Source organism: Nibribacter ruber (genome assembly GCF_009913235.1).
In the GTDB taxonomy this organism is placed as follows: domain Bacteria; phylum Bacteroidota; class Bacteroidia; order Cytophagales; family Hymenobacteraceae; genus Nibribacter; species Nibribacter ruber.
Map to the genome: position 1 here is coordinate 4,178,248 of NZ_CP047897.1, position 17,953 is coordinate 4,196,200.

A 17,953-nucleotide genomic window follows, 5' to 3' on the forward strand; every position below is an offset into this window, starting at 1 on the left:
TGTTTACACAATGTTGGCGTGTCGTGCTTTTTTTTAATTTAGCCGAGCTTCTCTGTTTAGGTTGGACTTGTCTATTGCTAAGTCATCGCTAAACCAACCAGTCAGGATTTTTTCAATTTCAAGGTCGTTGTAACTGTTTGGATTGCGTCGAGAATTCAAGTAATTTTCTCTTGTCATTTTTACAGCAAGTTGTCCGATAGTTTTTAAGTCAAGTTCATTTCCTTTTTTATTTGCAACCCATAGTCCGCCAATTGCAAGAACAAGTCCACTTAGCCCAAACTGCCAATTGAAAAACAGTCCAACAAAAGCTGCTAATAAGAGAAGTGTAAGGAAGCCTGTTATGAAATGAGGTGGTCTCAAAATTGACAACTTAAATTCCAAATCCTGTTCAATTCTCTTTATCGCTGTTTTTCTAGTTCTTCTTGGCAAGAAGTCCGCGAGTGAAGTGTCGGGAGTTAATTGCTCTTTGTCAACCTGTAAATTGTTAATTATTGAATTCCGTAATTTGTAAAAGGCTTGCTGTGTCGTACAGTTGTCAGCATTTTCTAGTCGAATTTTACTTTTGATAAGGTCGCACATTTCTCCGAATGTTTGCACGTGAGTAAGCTCGTTTGAAATGAATTTTATGCCAAACGACTTCTCCACTTTTACAAGCAAGTCTTCAATGTCTTCTGGGGCAGTATTTTTAAGCTCGAAGTCTTTCATTTTTTGCATGCACGCCAACGGCCTCGTGTAAAAGACGTGTAAGGCCGTCGGCCGAAACATGACTTTTACACAATGTTGCCAGAAGGAGTTTTTTTATTTTATCACCAAACTGTATGGAGTTTTTAAATTACCGTCCGATTCTTTCTCAAATAAACTGATAACTTTATTTGGAGTATCAGCTACTATTCTCTTATTCAAAGTTTGTACTATTAGGCTTGTGAAAGGCAAATCATTTTCCAATCCAGCTATTGCCATCCCACATTCTAAGTATTCTCCTGATGGTATTTCAAATCGTACTTTGTCGGCTCCAAGTTCTATAATTTTATGTCCGTATGCTTGAAATTTATTTGTCGTAGTTGCGGTGACAGTTATTTTACTACTAGACTGATTCTCAATTCTTATCGAATATGTAGGGTCGCAAGACTGTAGCAATAGCATGGCTGTAATTGCACACAAACTAAGGAACGAGTTGAAATGGTTTATTTTCATTTTTTCTCTTACTGGCAACGGCCTCGTGTAAAAGACGGCGAAGGCCGTCGGCCGAGATGACTTTTACACAATGTTAGTGGCTGTTATTTTTTAAAGTTATCTTGATTTTTCTTAGGCTACCCTCACCTTTGTGAGTTAGCAAGATTGAATCTGCGTTAATTTTTAAAAGCCCAAAGGTTTCTTTAGTATTTCCGTCCAGTAAAGTAATGGTGCTGTCGCCGTTAATCCAGTTTCCATCCAGCACTTTTATGTTATTATGGTCGATGAAAAAGCGACCATTTTTCTCCAATCCTAAATTTATTATGGTTGTTTCTTCGGAGTCTAAACCAAGTAGGCTGTTTAGAATCTGATTATTTTCAATGTCTTGTTTATTTACTTCAAAACTACCGTTGGAGAATAAATCACCTTTCCAGCCATCAACTGTCCACATTTCTGTATCACTTAATAATTTTTCTGGAATTTCGCGGCAACTAATCAACAAGAAAGTGGAGCAAATGCCTATTAATAGATTTTTTATGTCCATTTGCTGATATCTTTTTTCGATTGTTATTCTAATTGCCACTAACGGCTAGTATAAACGGCGGCAGAGGCCGTCGGCCGATGCTGACGTTTATACATTGTTAGCCAATGTTTTTCTTATAACACTACCTCAACTTCTTTTACCCCGTCCTCGGGTGGTCCGAATCTCAATTTTGCCTTTGCGCCTTTCATAAAGTCGGTTGTTGCAAGAGTTGGCTCTACAGCTTTGAAGAGACTTTCTGCGTTTGGTCCGTACATATAGAGAAGTCCGTCGCTGTAATCAACTGCGATTTCATGTCCATCATATTCTCCTACATTTTTTTCTTTAATAACTTTTTCAAGTTTTTTCTCTAATCCATGTAAGGCGTCCAATCCTTTAATTCCATAATCGAATCGGACGATAACAGCGTGTTCTGGTTCCATATTTTTTCTTTTAATAAGCTTTAGTTAAGAGTTGGATAAGTCTTTTAAGTTTCAAATTTTGGCTAACGGTTAGGCTAAACGGCGGCAGAAGGCCGTCGGCCGAGGCTGACGTTTAGGTCTTGTTAGCGTTTGTAATTTTCTACAACTCAGATATCAAAAGATAATGGGTTGGTATATTCAGTATTAAGGCAACTATATAGTTTAGGATTGTCTTACCAATTGTCAGATTTTGAACAACCATTAAATTTCTTACTAAAAGTACAAGTGTCCAAATCGCTAGGGCTCCAATAGAAGTTTTTAACACAAGCATTAATACAACAAGAGCTATCATGTTATTTTGAATAATACTGCTTTCAAAATAATGTGCAATTGACAGGTGTATAATTATAAGAACAATAGTATAGAGATGTGGTCGGTAAGCTAGGCTAATAGATTTTAAGATATTTTTATAGGAGCCTTCCGCGTTGAACAACTTACCAGTTAGTTTTATTAGGTAGCATATTATAAGATTAGATACACAACCATACAAAAAGCCCATAATTATGAGCCATATGATGAGTGGTGGTAAATCCATTTTTAAGGCAAGGATAGCATCTTGTTTTAAGGTGAAGTATGAAAATACACCTTGGATAGTGAAAATCCATATTATCCACCTCCAGCGAACTTTCTCATGAAGCACTTCTTCAATCCTTGAATTTGCTTTGGCAAAAATTTGATTCATCTAATGATTTATTATTAACGCTAACTATTGGATATACGTACCACCTACGGTTATCTGACCTATGTGCGTAAGTGTTTTACACCGTTTTAAAGAGCTTTCTCTGCACGTATATAGGTCATTGGTTGCTACCATAGTGGTTTTTCAGGTAAGATAGGGGAATTTTTATAAGGTATCCAACGGGCTTTTTATTTTATCCATGGCATAGGTAGTGATGTGGGTGTAAATTTCAGTAGTCTTACTGGACTTGTGCCCAAGCAGAGTTTGGATGTAACGCAAGTCGGTGCCCTGCTCCAGCAGATGGGTCGCGAAGGAGTGCCGAAGCGTGTGCGGTGTGGCCTTGGTTTTGATTCCTGCCTTCTCCATCGTCAGTTTGAACACATTTCTAATGCTCTCCACTGAGTACTGTCCGCCAAACTGCCCTTCAAACAGCCACTCCTTAGGCTTATACGCCTTATAATACGCTCTAAGGCTTTCCAACAGCCGCTGTGAAAGCAGAGTAGTGCGGTCTTTCTTTCCCTTGCCACCCCTAATCAGAAGCAGGTTTCTGGCAGATTGTACATCTGTGATTTTAAGGTTGATGACCTCTCCAATGCGTAGTCCCCCGGCGTAGAGCAGCTGCAGCAGGCAACGGTGCTTGAGGTTTTCTGTGGCAGCCAGAATCTTGGCCACCTCCTGCTTGCTCAGCACTTGCGGCAGGCGCTCGGGCTTTTCTGGGCGTTCCACCTGGTTTAACTGCATCTCATGCCGCTGTAAAACCCGCTGGTAATAAAATTTAACGGCATTAATGCTTTGGTTTACAAAAGACGTTGAATACGTGCCTGCCTGTACCATGTACCGGTGGTACAGGTTAATGGCTTCTTCTGAGAAAGCGTTGATACTGGCTAGCCCGCTGTCTTTATGAGCGTTTATAAACCTGTGCAAAAGGCTATGATAGGTCCTGATGGTGTTAAGGCTGTAGTTTAAGAGAAAAAGCTTCTCTAGGTAGACAAGCGGGCAGGGTATGTAGCCGGCTTCTTTTAGATGAGTTTGCTCCCAGAGGCGGGCCTGCAAGGCCATGTCCTTTACCTGCATGGTCTGCGCAAGCCACAACTGGGCCACCGGGGCCATTTCTGTTAATAAAGTGCCCAGGCTGCCGCTGTCTGCCGAAGTGACAAAGCATTGCGCTTCTGGTAGCCACCTGGCCACTTTGCTGTGCCTGAGCCGGGCGTAAATGTCTTTGTGGTACTGGAAGCTTAGCTGCACCAGCGCGTTGTCCTGGTGCTTTAGCGGCTGCAGGCGCACTACCGGTAGCGCAGGGCCCTTTTTTAAAGGCTCTATCTGGGCCTTGCCCTGCTGCAGAATGATCGCTCCGTGGGCCGGCCTTAGGCGCTGCGCCTTATGTAAATACTTGGTATCTACCTTGGCCAGTCCTTGCACATGCTGGTGCAACTTTTCAATGGCGGTGCTGGCAAGATGCATCACAAAGCACTTGTAGGTCTTGCTATACCGTATCCAGGGAGCTTCCTTTAAGCGTTTAGAAAGCAGGGGATTGGCTTTGTGCCAGATCCGGATATACTTTTTGCCGCCGTGCTCTAGCGGATTAAGGTACAGGACAGGGAGCGTATGCGGGTAGGACATGGCAGATAGGGAAGTTGCTGTTGGTAAAAATAAAATCCTTAATTCCCGTATCCGCGTTATTACCCGCGTATACACGTGTATACGCGGGTAATAACGCGGTTAACAGATGAGCCAGTCCAGGACTTGTATGCAATGCGGTGCTGCTATTGTGGGCAGAAGCGACAAGCGCTACTGCTCAGACCCTTGCCGGCACCAGGCCAACAACGCTGTTAAGCAACAAAAGCAAAATGATAGTAGGATCAATCAGATCAATGCCGCCCTGCGTAAAAACCGCAGCATCTTAAAGCAGCTAAGCCCGCAGGGCAAGACCACCATTCCCCGGCAGTACCTGGCGCTGGCAGGTTTTGACTTCCGGTACCTCACCCAGTTGTATACTACCCAAAAAGGAAATGCCTATCACCTGTGCTATGACTATGGCTACCTGCTTTTGCCAGAGGAAAAGGTGCTTATAGTCAACTGGCAGCCGTACATGGATAAGATGGAGCTAGGGTAGGGCTTACCTGCTTTGCCTGTCTGGGTTTTCTGTTAGCCAAAGGTGGGTACACGCTCCAGACCAAAAGAGAACCTTCGTTTTTGGCCTCTTTTCCCCAAAACACCCCAAAAACGGCATCTTACTAAGAAACTTGGCAAAAGCGGGTTTATGATGTAGCTTTGTCTCAAGTAAAACCTTACATCCAGACACATGGCATCAACATATGATTTGATAGTGGTAGGAAGCGGCCCGGGTGGGTACGTGGCTGCCATCCGCGCTTCGCAATTGGGTATGAAAGTAGGCGTGGTAGAGAAAGCCGAGTTGGGCGGCATCTGCTTAAACTGGGGCTGTATCCCTACCAAAGCCTTATTAAAGAGCGCTCAGGTTTTTGAATACATCAAGCACGCGGCTGACTACGGCATCAACGTAGGCGAGGCCTCGGCTGACTTTGGCGCGGTGGTAAACCGGAGCCGCGGCGTGGCCCAGGGCATGAGCAAAGGCATCCAGTTCCTGTTCAGAAAAAACAAGATTGACCACATAGCCGGTTACGGCAAGTTAAAAGGCAAAGGCCAGTTAGAAGTAACGTCTGAGGACGGCAAATCTGAAATCTACGAAGCCAAGCACATCATCCTGGCCACCGGTGCCCGTTCGCGCGAGTTGCCGAACCTGCCTATTGACGGCCAGAAAATCATCGGCTACCGCCAGGCTATGGTCTTGGAGAACATGCCTAAGAAAATGGTAGTGGTAGGCTCTGGCGCCATTGGCGTGGAGTTCGCGTATTTCTACAACGCCATGGGCACCGAGGTGACCGTGGTAGAGTACCTGCCTAACATTGTGCCAGTTGAGGACGAAGAAGTTTCTAAGCAATTAGAGAAGTCGTTCAAGAAATCTGGTATCAAAGTTATGACCAGTTCAGAGGTATTGTCAGTAGACACGTTTGGCGCGGGTTGCGTTGTGAAGATTAAAACCGCCAAAGGCGAAGAAACCATAGAGGCAGATGTAGTACTTTCTGCCGTAGGTATCCAAACCAACCTGGAGAACATTGGTCTGGAGGAGTTAGGCATTGCCGTTGAGCGTGGCCGCGTGATTACAGATGACTTCTACAAGACCAACGTGGAAGGCGTGTACGCTATTGGCGACATCGTGAAAGGCCCGGCCTTGGCGCACGTTGCCTCGGCCGAGGGCATTATCTGCGTGGAAGCCATTGCCGGTCATCACCCAGAGCCATTGGATTACAAAAACATCCCGGGCTGTACCTACTGCTCGCCAGAGATTGCGTCTGTGGGCTACACAGAGAAAGAGTGCAAAGAGATGGGCCGCGAAATCAAAGTAGGCAAGTTCCCGTTCTCTGCCTCAGGTAAAGCTAGCGCCGGTGGCGTGAAAGATGGTTTTGTGAAGGTAATCTTTGACGCCAAGTACGGGGAGTTCTTAGGAGCCCACATGATTGGTGCCAACGTAACCGAGATGATTGCCGAGATTGTAGTGGCCCGTAAGTTGGAGACCACCGGTCATGAGATCATCAAAGCCGTTCACCCGCACCCTACCATGTCAGAAGCCATCATGGAAGCCGCCGCGGCCGCTTACGGTGAAGTGATTCACTTATAGTTCATACTTCTTTTAGATAACAAAGGCCCGAAGGAAACTTCGGGCCTTTCTGTTTTTAGGCTGTTTTCACCAAAACAGCCTAAAAACAGAAAGGCCTCTGATTGGTTACAGTTCTATAAGAGCAAGATACCTTCTACTGGGTAATGGTTGCTTAAGATTAGAAAGCCTTACCAGCTTCTTCTTCTCAGCTTTGCATAATCTCTAGAAGCAGGCCAATCTACCGGTGAGGCTAGTAAAAGGATAGAATTTAGTATTTATCTTAAAAATTATGTTAAATGAAAATTGGCTTGCTAGCACTCCGCCACTCAGGAAAGGGGAGGATATACATGTCTTTCCTAGTGGTTTCCTCGTTACTAATAAATTGACTTAGACTTTCGCGTACCCAAATTTCCCCTGCATGAAACAATTGATTGCCCTTTTACCTGCTTTCCTTTTTCTCCTTTTCAACAGTTTTTCTGCCCAGGCGCAAGGCCGCGTGTCTGGTACTTTACAAGATGCCGCCTCAGGTCAGCCGGTGGGGTTTGCTACGGCCGTGCTGCTTTCTGCCCAGGACTCCGCTATTGTGGCCAGTGCCTTGGTGGGTGCCGAGGGCACGTTTGTACTGGCGCCCGCGCCTGTGGGCAGGTACCACGTCAAGGTGTCGTTTATTGGCTACCAGACGCGGGTGGTGCCTAATATAAGCGTGACCGCCGCCAAGCCAGAAGTGAACATTGGCGTGCTTAAACTGGCTGCCGCCTCTACCAATTTGCAGGCGGTGGAGGTCATGGGCCAGCGCGAAGCCGTGGAATATGGGCTGGACCGGCGGGTGTACAACGTAGGCCAGGACCTGTCAACGGTGGGCGGAACGGCCGTGGATGTGATGCAGAACGTGCCTTCGGTGACGGTAGACCAGGAAGGAACGGTGAGCATGCGCGGCACGTCTAACATTACCATCCTCATCAACGGAAAACCGTCTGCGCTCAGCGGCCTGGGCCTGGACCAGATTCCGGCCAGTACCATTGAGCGGGTAGAGGTGATCACCAATCCGTCTAGTAAATATGATCCCAGCGGCACGGGTGGCGTGCTCAACATCATCCTTAAGAAAGAGCAACAGAAGGGCTTGAATGGCATGGCCTCCGTCACCGCCGGGCCTAACAACCGCTATAATACCTCGCTCAACCTCAACTATAGGGTGGGCAAGTTCAACCTGTTCGCCAACCATGACTTTCGGCAAGACGTCCGCAGGGGCGAAGGGCACCAGTTCAGGACCAATTATTTCCAGACTGAAGAAGGCCGGGACACCACCACTTTCCAGGAGCAGAACTCTACTAATGAGATGCAGCGGGGCAATCATAACGTGCGTTTCGGGGCAGATTATGACCTCACGGAGGACCAAAGCATCACGGCCGCCCTGTTGTACCGCTACGGCTACCGCGAGAATGAAGGCACCTTGCACTACCGTTTTCTGGAGGAAGACCTGGGCCTGAACAGTTCCTCCTTGAGAAACAGCACCGGGGAAGAAACCAGCAAACTCTGGGAATACACGCTGGGGTACCGCAAGACCTTCGCCCAGCCGGGCCGGGAGCTCACCGCCGATGCCGTCTTCAATGTAGAGCAGGAAGACGGGTTTGATGCCTTCAACCAGCAGTATTTTGACGCCGCCGGCGCGGTTTTGCCCACCAGAGCCAGCCTGCAACAGAATGATGTGCTGGAGAAAGAGCGCGAGTTCTCCCTGCAGGCCGACTACGTGCACCCCTTCCGTGAGAAAGGCAAATGGGAGGCCGGCTACCGCAGTACCTTTGAACGCAACGACGCCGATGTGCAGGCCCAGAACTTCAACCGCGCCACCAGTCAGTTTGAGAACAGCGTGGGCCGCACCAACCACTTTGTTTATGACGAATGGGTGCACGCCGTGTATGGCAACTACGGAGACGCGTTCAAGAAATTCAGCTACCAGGTAGGCGCCCGCCTGGAGCAGACCAACCTGGTCATCAACCAGATCACGCAGAAGAACAGAAACAAGCGCAATTACCTGAACCTGTTCCCCAGCGTGTTTGTGACCTATGATTTCTCTGAGGAGCAGAAAGTGCAGACCAGTTACAGCCGCCGCATTGACAGACCCGGCACCCGGCAGCTCAACCCGTTTCTGGACATTTCAGACTCTTTGAACCTGCGCCAGGGCAATCCCAACCTGAACCCCGAGTTCATCGACTCGTATGAAATCAACTACCTGCACTTCTGGAAACAGACCACTCTCACGGCTTCTGTGTTCTACCGCAAAATGACGGATCTGGTGCAACAGGTGCGCCAACTGCAACCAGACAATCAGACCACCTTCACCACGTACCAGAATTTTTCTACCGGAGAGTCTTATGGCCTGGAATTGACCGGAACCACTACGCTCACCAACTGGTGGCGCCTGAACGCCAATGCGTCTGGGTTTCAGTATAAAATCAACGGGTCTGAAGAGCAGGGCATTGCGTCCAATAGTAGGTTCAGCTGGACCAGCCGTGTCAATTCTAACTTCACGCTGCCCTTTAAAACCGAGGTGCAGCTGTCGGCCAACTATCGCTCGCCTACGGCCACGGCCCAGGGAGAACGGTCTTCCTTTTTTATGACCAGCCTAAGCTTGCGCAAGGAAGTGTTAAAAGGCAAAGGCAACATCATTCTGCGAGTGCAGGACGTGCTCAACACCATGGAGTTCAACTCTACCAGTGCCAGCGGCGATAGGTTCTTAGGTGGGTTTGAGGAGACCAGCACCTATAAACCGCAGAGCAGGCTGGTGTATGTGGGCTTCAGCTACCGGTTTGGCAACAACGGCAACCAGAAAAAAGACCGCGAAGAGCGGCAGGAAGAAAACCCAGACCAGCAGATGGGGGAGGGGATTCAGAACTAAACATATGCTTGATTTGAAAAGCCTTCGTTTTAGCCTGTTTTCCAGAAAATAAGCCAAAAACGGAACTGTTCGCCAACTAGGCAGAAACTAGAAGAGCCCGGTAGTTTGCCGGGCTCTTCTGGCGTAGGACGCAGGGGAAAGGGGTTAGTCGTTGTCTTTCTTGGTGTATTTCCTGTGACGTTTGGGGTCTTTCTTCTTGTCTTTTTTCTTCCCAATGGCGCCACCAGCCACGGTACCGGCCACGCCGCCAATGACTGCTCCTTTGCCGCCGCCAATCACAGCCCCGGCCGCCGCGCCGCCGGCTCCGCCAATCACAGCGCCTTTGGCTTTTCTACTCCAGCCCTTCTTTTCTTTTTTCTTGGTGTCTTGTGCGTGGGTCTCCGTTATGCTGCCGCCCAGAAAGAAGACGGAGCAGAGCATGATGGTCGCTATTTTTAGATTTTTCATAGTCTTAGGTTTGTGCTTGTAATTGTATTAAACGAAGCGCGACTAATGAAAGTTTTTCAACACTTTTCTGTTGGGGGTAGAAGGAAGAATGGTATTGCTGTAAATATAAATGAGAAACGCCTGCTTCCATTGGCGGGAAGCAGGCGTTTCTATTAGCTTTAATTTGAATTTTAAGTAGATCTCAGAAAGTCTTAAGCCTTAGGCGAATTTGACCTTTATGATGGTGGTGAGGTAGTCGTAAATCTCGGTGACCTCCTTGTCATACAAAAAGGTATTGTATTGGTCTGTAGACACTTTGCAGACACGGCAACCGTTCTCCACCATCTGAAACACCACCTCCCTGATTCTGAGCGGGTGCCCGGCCAGGTTGAGCATACAAGTGGAATCTGCTGCCTCTACCTGCAAAAACAGGTGGTACAGTTCATGTTCGTCAAAGGGTTGTGCTTCTGTGGTCATGGCTCTACAGGTAATGACCGCCTAACAACGGGACCGCGCGCTTAGTGCAAAATGACCTGGAAAATTATGCGGGCACCGCTCGTTTTCTGGCCGGCCTGCTCACCAGGTACACTCCCCCAAAGATCATGAGCGCGAACACCGCCTTCTGCCAGGTGAACACGTCTTTGCCCAGCCCCACGGCAATAAGAATAGCCAGCACCGGCTGCAGGTAAATGTACACCCCCAACAGAGATGGACTGGCATACGTGAGCGCCCAGGCATTGAGCAGGTACGCCATAATGGTCACCCCGATGATCATGAAGGCGATGGCCGCCCACACGTGCACGGGAAATGCTGCATAGTCTGGCGTTCCTAACTGGGGCAGACCAAAGGGCAGCACACCCAAGAAGCCTACCAGAAACACCCGGCTCACCACCGTAATGGCCTTGTAGCGTTGCATGAGCGGTTTTACCAGCACCAGGTAAATACCATACGAGGTGGCATTGATGAGAATGAGAATATCGCCGAGGGTATTGCCTTGTGATTTTGCATCGGTTTTTCCGTAGATGAGCAGAAAAGCACCCACGCAGGCCAGCAAAATGCCCCCAATGCGCTGCTTCTGCACCTTCTCCCTCAGCAACACCGCCGACATGATCAGCACCACAATGGGCGTGATGGTCATGATGAGCGAGGCATTGATGGGAGAGGTCAGGTTGAGGCCACCAAAAAACGTGAGCTGGTTGAGCGCAATCCCGAAGAATCCGCACAGAATCACTCGTCGCCAGTCGGCCCAGCCTTGGATCTGTTCTTTGGTCCTGAGCAATGACACGGCCCAGAAAAACAGCACCGCCCCACTCACCCGCAGAAGAATCAGGCCGTACGGCTGCACATACGCGGGCATCACTTCCTTGGCTATGCTGTAATTGGCTCCGTAGATAAGAGCTACCAAAAACAATGAGCCATGTACTTTCAACTGCTGATTCATCCCGCAAAGGTAGTGTGCCGCCGGCAGGATTTTTCGTTTTTGGATTGTTTCCTGAGAAACTGCCTAAAAACGGTAATCGTCCTCTGGTTTTAGTGCTTCCGCCGTTTTGGTGTTCTCATCAACAATGATCTGGATTTACATCTGTGACTTTCTGCTATTGCTTCTGCCTTTGTGCACTTCCGTTGGCTGTTCCTAGAGTAGTTTCTTTCCCTCCGGTTCGAACACACTGCTTTGTTTCATTTCTTCCGGTAAGCGCTCACGGCCGCGGGGCCCCGTCCCGGCCCTTCGCACTGCTGTTGTTTGTGGGACTTTGTCCCTGCCGCCGCTGGCCGCGGCGCACAAACACCAGAGGCGCTCAAGACCAGGACTGGTTTCGGTCCCAATTCTGCTTTCGTTTGATGGTTGATTACCTGGTTTCAGGTAATGGCGGTTCCTGTCGATGCAGAGACAAGCGTGCCAAGGCACGGCTTTTTTATCTGCTTTCCCGCGTCTGGTTCAAGTTTATGACTTGGACCCACCGTGGCGGGCAGTCTGAGACTGCCCTGGGGCATCAGCCTCCAACCTCTTCCGGTGGGGAACCTGTGCATCATCCTTCGCCAAGTGGGGATTCCTTCCTTGAGGGGGGCGAAGGGGGTGTTTACATTTGAAGATAACCCCAGTACAAGAAGGCAACGTGTCAGAGGCAAGGCGGTGCCTTTGTCTCTACATTATCTGCATTTACCATTCCTCTTTAAATGGGGTAGGGGGAGTGGCTGCGTCTTTCTTCCGCTGCCTCCTACTTTGAGCGATACCTAGCTGAATCCGCTGTCTGGGATTTACAATATGGTAGGGCTCTGAGTAAATTCTTCTCTTCTGTTTTAGAAGGAGCCGGGGAAGGTAAAACTAGCAATGCGCAGTAGTCTGTCTCCACATCTTCTTCTATTATTTGCCTCTACTTTTCGTCGGGGATTCCTCTGCATCCATCCCGTGAAATACTGATTTTATCCAAAAAATACCACCACATTGAACTAGCTGCCAATGAGTTAAGTTAAGCGACAAATTAAATCTAAAATTCTCAACTGGTATTGTATGAAGATTCAAGTTACCCGTAACAGAAGCTCTGCCGCCTTTCACGTCTGGATGTTGGTATGGGCTTTCTCTATTTTCAGGTGTGGCTCTGTGCTGGCGCAAACAACAACTCCTACCTATGTCCCCGGAGATTATCGCACTGCCACATCGGGTATGCTTGGCCAAGCGGGAGGCACTGCGTTACTGGAGCAACTGACTGCAGACAATACCTGGGCCTCGGTGGCCTACCCAATTCCGGCTAATGCCACCGTGTACGTACGGCACGCCGTGCAAATTGAAAACACCTTAGAGGTAGACAAGCTCATTGTCTCTACTCAACAAACCACCATCACTTCTTCTGCTGCGCTCATCGCTAACTCTACTTTGTCTGTAAGTGCCGGTGCCACCTTGCTCATGCAAGGCGACATCCATGTCAAAGGCACTCTCAAAGTAGAGGCAAACGCCAAACTCGTCATAAAATCTGCATCGTATCAAGGGCTGTCTACGCTTTGGGCGGGCATAGAGCAACTAGATCCAGCTTCTGAAGTTCGGTTGGAAGAGGTGGCTCCCAAGGCAGTGCTTTTCTCTCCGGCTGCCTTAACAACTCAAACGAATGGCTTTCTGCTAGGCAAACTTACCATTGCTTTCAGCAGCGGCAATACTCAGTGGCAATTAGTAGATGGCTCTGCGACCCTGGCCTCCTCTGCTGTAAGTTTCATGATTCCGTCCTCTTCTTCCTTAACGCTCGCGCCCGCCAACAGTCAGATTTCTTTTGGGCAAGGATTAGCGCTTGCAGGCGGCACTTTCTATGGGCAGAACCAAGTAAACGGAACGGTTTCCATAGCTGTGGGGCAGGACTTACAACTCACTAGCAACGCTGTTCTGCAGTTAAACCAAACGGCCAGTTCTACGGCCATAACTTTGTTTGATTTAAAAGGCAACCTCCTTCTGGACAACACTTCCTCCATCATTAACAGCGCCGCCGTGAACACTAGCTCCAGCGGGATAAAACTGAGTGGAACAGACTGGCAAACGCTCAACACGGCCGGCCCCATAAACCACGTTTCCTTGACGGTGAAAACTGGTAGCAAGGCTCGTTTAGCCAATAATCTATCGCTCAATTCGTCCAACTCAGTGTACGCCGGCACGGTTACCGTTGAGAACGGAGCCAGCCTGGACTTCGGGGCTGATGCCGCCGGAAATGGATATGCCGTTACAGGGCAAGGATATTTTAAAGCTGATTTAGGAAGCACGCTGTACATTACCAGCGCGCAAGGAATCAATGCCACCGGCACCATGGGCAACGTACAGGTAACCGATACCCGGCGTACGTTCAACCAGCTGGCCACTTTTGTTTACAGCGGGCTGGTGCCACAGCAAACCGGCAATGTCTTTACTACTACCGGAAGCGGAAAAATTGTAGTGATAGATAATCCCACGTCGGTCACCCTTACCAATAGTATCAACATCACTAGCAACACCACCCTGGCGGCAGACGGCGGAAGGCTGGAAATCCGGCAAGGCAAATTCATAGGCACTGCCACCGCAGACGTGACGGGAACTGGAAAACTGGTCATGCGCGGCGGCGTATACCAGGTACAAGTAGTAAACGTACAAGTGCCGCAGCTGACGGGCACGCATGACATCACCGCGGGAACCGTGGAACTGGCCGGCAACGGAACGCAGACCCTGAAAGGCGGTACCTATCCGGCGGTCATCATCAGTGGCAATAATACCTTGGGCACTAGCGCCAAGACCATCTCCAGCACGACGACCATTACCCAGAACCTGACCATCCTGCCCAATGCCATCTTAGATGCCAGCACTAAATCACTGAAAGGCGATGGCGGCCTCACCATGACCGGTGGCACCTTGCGCCTGGCAAGAACCACCGCCACCTTGCCAGAATTAACCGGCAACAACAACCCTTATTCCCTGACGGGAGGCACCATAGAATTTTACGGTTCTCTCAATGGTCAGTACCAAAGCATTAGAGGCACGTATGGGGCTTCCAAGAAAATCACCTACCATCATCTGCAGTTGAATGCGGCGCAGGCCAATACCACAGACGGAGGCAGCAACATCCAGTCCAGCGCCAATTTTGACGTAGCCGGCACGCTCACCCTCAATGCGCCCGCCGTCTTTCAGGTGGCCTCCAACAGAACCATTGCCGGGACGGGTAATTTCATGGTGCTCCCTGGCGCCACCCTGTTGTACGGTTCTCCGCAAGGCATCAAAACTTCTGGGACCGGCACGCTGGATGGCAACATACGCGTAAGCGGCACCCGCACTTTCTCGTCAGAGGCGAATTATGGTTTCATTGGCGCTTCTGAGATGGTCTCTGGAAACGGACTTCCTGCCACGGTCGTTAATCTGCTGGTATCCAAAACGGGAAGCGGCGTGACGCTGACCAATTCAGTAGCCGTCACTGGCACGTTCACCCTGAAAAGCGGTACCTTCAAGACAGACTCTAAGGAGTTATACATGGTTAATTCAAGCACGTCTGCGGTAGTGGTTGCAGACCCTACCTTTTACATACAGGGCAATTTAAGACGAGCCATTGCTACTACCGGTACCTATCAGTTTCCAATAGGAACCGCCACAGGTAAACGAATGCTGGAACTTACTTCCAATGAATTAACCGGAAATGGATTTCAAAACATTCTGGTGGGTTTCAATCCACTAATCAGCCACCAAGACAGCGATATGCTCTTAGAGGAAAACGGCTACTATTATACCAGCATGCAGCCCGATGGAGTATGGACCCTAGAGCCCAATGCGCTTCCAGCCAGCGGTTCTTACACGGCTGTAGCCTCTTTGCAAGGATTCTCCAACCTCACAGACAACCAGTTCGCGCTATTAGTGCGCCCCAAAACTTCTGTTTCTGGCAAAGACTGGAGAACGGGCGGTGGAATGCTGGAAGGACCCAATAAAGACGGAAGAACAGTCAGCAGCGGGTATGCCAAACGCGCATTTATGACCCAGTTCGGACAACTAGGCATTGCCAACGCCACCGCTGGCACCTTACCCGTTTCCTGGCTGTATGTTACCGGCAAGCGAACCCAACATGAAACCGTTATTGAGTGGGCAACAGCCACAGAAAAAAACAATGACCGTTTTGAAGTGCAATACTCCTTAGATGGAAAAACCTTTACCAATGCGGGCACCGTGAAAGCCGCCGGCAATAGTAATACCATTCAGAAATACAGACTTTTTCATACCTTATCTGCTGACCAGATAACTTATTACCGAATCAAACAGATTGACACTGACGGCGCGTTTGAGCTTAGTAAAGTAATTTCTGTGAATGGCTCTAAAACTACCCAGCTGGTCCAATTGTCTTTATACCCAAATCCTACGCATGAAGAATTGTTTGTGCATGGACTTACATTAGCTACCAATGCCAAAGTTGAAATCTACAATGCCACAGGCCAAAAGGTACAAGTATTCCATTTTGAAGCAGACAGCAGAGTACCCAAGCTGAAAGTAGACCATTTACCAAGTGGGACCTATTCTCTCCACCTCCAACAAGAAGGAATCACGCACCGTCTACGTTTTGTGAAACAGTAATCCGTTTTTGGTCTGTTTCCCAGAAAACAGCCCAAAAACGAAGAGAGCCGCTCCATTTGGGGCGGCTCTCTTCGTTTGAAAATCAATGGCCTCGGCGCTACAGAAAATAGCACATCAGTACATTCAAAAATTAGCACATTAATACGCTCTACCGTCGTTTTTCTCCATGTAATTCATGAACGCACGATTCACAACTTTAGTACCGCCTGGTGTTGGGTAGTTACCAGTGAAGTACCAGTCTCCCAGGTGATTAGGGCAGGCTTCATGCAAGGAATCTACCGTTTGGAAAATCACTTGTACTTCGGCCTGAATGCCTTTGGCGGTGACAATTTCTGCTACTTTGGCGCTTACCTGCTCATAGGTGAAGGCTTCATACAAGGCCTGTACAAAGTTCTGCTGTTTGAAAGCATCGGTGTCCACGGCTTGGCGGCATTGCTCGTACACGTCTTCGGCCAGGCTTTCCTGGTTATTGTCTTTGAGCAAGCCCATCAGGGCCCTGAAAGCCACAAACTCCTTCATCTTAGACATGTCAATGCCATAGCAATCTGGGTATCTAATCTGGGGAGCGCAGGAGACAATGATGATTTTCTTGGGACCCAGGCGGTCCAGCATTTTGATGATGCTTTTCTCTAGCGTGGTCCCGCGCACAATGGAGTCATCAATCACCACCACCGTGTCTACGCCTTTTTTCACCACCTCATAGGTAGTGTCATAAACGTGGGCCACCAGGTCATCGCGGTGGTCATTGTCGGTGATGAAAGTTCTGAGTTTGGCGTCCTTGATGACCAGCTTCTCTACCCGCGGTTTGAACGACAAGATGTTGTCCAGTTTCTCAGGGTCATTGCCGGCCTCGGCGATGGCCTTCTTACGGTAACTACGGAGGTAGTCCTCAATGCCGTCCATCATGCCGTAGTAAGAAGTCTCGGCGGTGTTGGGGATGTAGGAGAAAACGGTGTTCTCCAGGTCATGGTTGATGGCTTCCAGAATCTGAGGGCAGAGCAGTTTGCCTAAGGATTTGCGCTCCTGATAGATTTCTGGGTCATTCCCTCTAGAGAAATAAATGCGCTCAAAGCTGCAGGATTTCTTTTCCAGGGCCGGCAGAACCTCCCTCTCAGAAGGAATGCCGCTTTTATCAATGATGAGGGCGTGGCCCGGGGTAATCTCTTTAATCTGGCTGTAGTCTACGCCAAAGGCGGTTTTAATGGCGGGCTTTTCAGATGCCACTACCACTATCTCATCGTCGGCGTAATAGTAGGCTGGCCTGATGCCCGCAGGGTCGCGCACCACAAAGGCGGCTCCGTAACCCGTCATACCCGCCATGGCGTAGCCGCCGTCAAAGTCTTTGCATGCCCGCCGCAAGACGCGCTGCAGGTCCAGGTTTTCTTCAATGAGGGCGGTGATTTCCTGGTTGTTGTGGTCTGGGCGGTAATAGTCAAAGAGGCGTTGGTTTTCCTCGTCCAAGAAGTGGCCTATCTTCTCCAGCACCGTAACGGTGTCAATCTTCTGCTTGGGATGCTGACCCAGGTCGGTGAGGACGCCGAAGAGCTCGTCTACGTTGGTCATGTTGAAGTTACCGGCCACGGCCAGGCTCCTATTGCGCCAGTTGTTTTCCCGCAGCATGGGGTGGCAGTTGTCTACTGAGTTTTCGCCGTGGGTGCCGTAGCGCAAGTGGCCCAAATACACATCCCCTAGAAAGGGAAGATTATCGCGCAGCCAGTCTATGTTTTTGGCCGCTTCTGGGTTCTTGCGGAGCAGCTTGGCGTACTTCTCACTGATCTTCCCGAAGATGGCGTCTATGGCCTTGGTCTTGACGGAGCGGTAGCGGGCTATGTACTCGGTGCCGGGCTGGGTGTCAATCTTGATGCTGGCCAAACCTGCCCCGTCCTGCCCCCGGTTGTGCTGTTTTTCCATGAGCAGGTACATCTTGTGGATGCCGTACATGGGGGTGCCGTACTTCTGGGTGTAGTAGGCCAGGGGCTTGCGAAGACGAATCAAAGCAATGCCGCACTCGTGTTTTATTGCGTCACTCATAAGACTGAATCA

General features: G+C 49.3%; 14 protein-coding genes. 4 read left to right on the forward strand and 10 right to left on the reverse strand.

Annotation, left to right across the window (positions count from 1 at the left end):
• Positions 1 to 33: 33 nt before the first annotated feature.
• From GU926_RS17665 to GU926_RS17690, 6 genes are all read right to left on the reverse strand, one after another.
• Complete coding sequence (locus GU926_RS17665) at positions 34 to 705, reverse strand: hypothetical protein (RefSeq protein WP_160694238.1); 672 nt, start codon at positions 703 to 705, stop codon at positions 34 to 36.
• A 93-nt stretch (positions 706 to 798) separates the two neighbouring features.
• Positions 799 to 1,194, reverse strand: coding sequence for a hypothetical protein (locus GU926_RS17670; protein ID WP_160694248.1), 396 nt, complete (start codon positions 1,192 to 1,194; stop codon positions 799 to 801).
• Positions 1,195 to 1,267: 73 nt separating this feature from the next.
• Positions 1,268 to 1,756 carry a hypothetical protein gene (locus tag GU926_RS17675; RefSeq protein ID WP_160694250.1) on the reverse strand — a complete coding sequence of 163 codons (489 nt, stop codon included), beginning with the start codon at positions 1,754 to 1,756 and terminating at the stop codon, positions 1,268 to 1,270.
• A gap of 74 nt (positions 1,757 to 1,830) precedes the next feature.
• Positions 1,831 to 2,136, reverse strand: a complete 306-nt coding sequence (locus GU926_RS17680) for a hypothetical protein (RefSeq protein WP_160694252.1) — start codon at positions 2,134 to 2,136, stop codon at positions 1,831 to 1,833.
• A gap of 139 nt (positions 2,137 to 2,275) precedes the next feature.
• Positions 2,276 to 2,857, reverse strand: a complete 582-nt coding sequence (locus GU926_RS17685; RefSeq protein ID WP_160694254.1) for a YIP1 family protein — start codon at positions 2,855 to 2,857, stop codon at positions 2,276 to 2,278.
• A gap of 162 nt (positions 2,858 to 3,019) precedes the next feature.
• A complete protein-coding gene (locus GU926_RS17690) occupies positions 3,020 to 4,474 on the reverse strand; it encodes a tyrosine-type recombinase/integrase (RefSeq protein WP_198001439.1) in 1,455 nt (484 codons plus the stop codon).
• 106 nt (positions 4,475 to 4,580) lie between these two features.
• On the opposite strand from GU926_RS17690, the gene GU926_RS17695 reads away from it, so the two are divergent.
• The 3 genes from GU926_RS17695 to GU926_RS17705 all read left to right on the forward strand — a co-directional run bounded on the left by GU926_RS17695 (position 4,581) and on the right by GU926_RS17705 (position 9,426).
• A complete protein-coding gene (locus GU926_RS17695; protein WP_198001440.1) occupies positions 4,581 to 4,967 on the forward strand; it encodes a hypothetical protein in 387 nt (128 codons plus the stop codon).
• Positions 4,968 to 5,156: 189 nt separating this feature from the next.
• On the forward strand, positions 5,157 to 6,551 hold the full coding sequence (gene lpdA / locus GU926_RS17700) for a dihydrolipoyl dehydrogenase (protein ID WP_160694256.1): 1,395 nt from the start codon (positions 5,157 to 5,159) through the stop codon (positions 6,549 to 6,551).
• A gap of 397 nt (positions 6,552 to 6,948) precedes the next feature.
• Positions 6,949 to 9,426: a TonB-dependent receptor domain-containing protein gene (locus GU926_RS17705; RefSeq protein WP_160694258.1), complete on the forward strand. Its 2,478-nt coding sequence runs from the start codon at positions 6,949 to 6,951 to the stop codon at positions 9,424 to 9,426.
• 144 nt (positions 9,427 to 9,570) lie between these two features.
• Here the strand turns inward: GU926_RS17705 and GU926_RS17710 are convergent, their stop codons facing one another.
• The 3 genes from GU926_RS17710 to GU926_RS17720 form a co-directional block, all read right to left on the reverse strand.
• Entirely contained in the window at positions 9,571 to 9,873 is a 303-nt protein-coding gene (locus tag GU926_RS17710; protein ID WP_198001441.1) for a YMGG-like glycine zipper-containing protein, read from the reverse strand.
• Positions 9,874 to 10,071: 198 nt separating this feature from the next.
• On the reverse strand, positions 10,072 to 10,329 hold the full coding sequence (locus GU926_RS17715) for a hypothetical protein (protein WP_160694260.1): 258 nt from the start codon (positions 10,327 to 10,329) through the stop codon (positions 10,072 to 10,074).
• A gap of 64 nt (positions 10,330 to 10,393) precedes the next feature.
• Positions 10,394 to 11,293 carry a DMT family transporter gene (locus GU926_RS17720; RefSeq protein WP_160694262.1) on the reverse strand — a complete coding sequence of 300 codons (900 nt, stop codon included), beginning with the start codon at positions 11,291 to 11,293 and terminating at the stop codon, positions 10,394 to 10,396.
• Between the two features lie 1,068 nt (positions 11,294 to 12,361).
• On the opposite strand from GU926_RS17720, the gene GU926_RS17725 reads away from it, so the two are divergent.
• Positions 12,362 to 15,910, forward strand: a complete 3,549-nt coding sequence (locus GU926_RS17725) for a T9SS type A sorting domain-containing protein (RefSeq protein ID WP_160694264.1) — start codon at positions 12,362 to 12,364, stop codon at positions 15,908 to 15,910.
• 138 nt (positions 15,911 to 16,048) lie between these two features.
• Here the strand turns inward: GU926_RS17725 and GU926_RS17730 are convergent, their stop codons facing one another.
• Positions 16,049 to 17,941, reverse strand: a complete 1,893-nt coding sequence (locus GU926_RS17730; RefSeq protein WP_160694266.1) for an amidophosphoribosyltransferase — start codon at positions 17,939 to 17,941, stop codon at positions 16,049 to 16,051.
• Positions 17,942 to 17,953 lie beyond the last annotated feature (12 nt).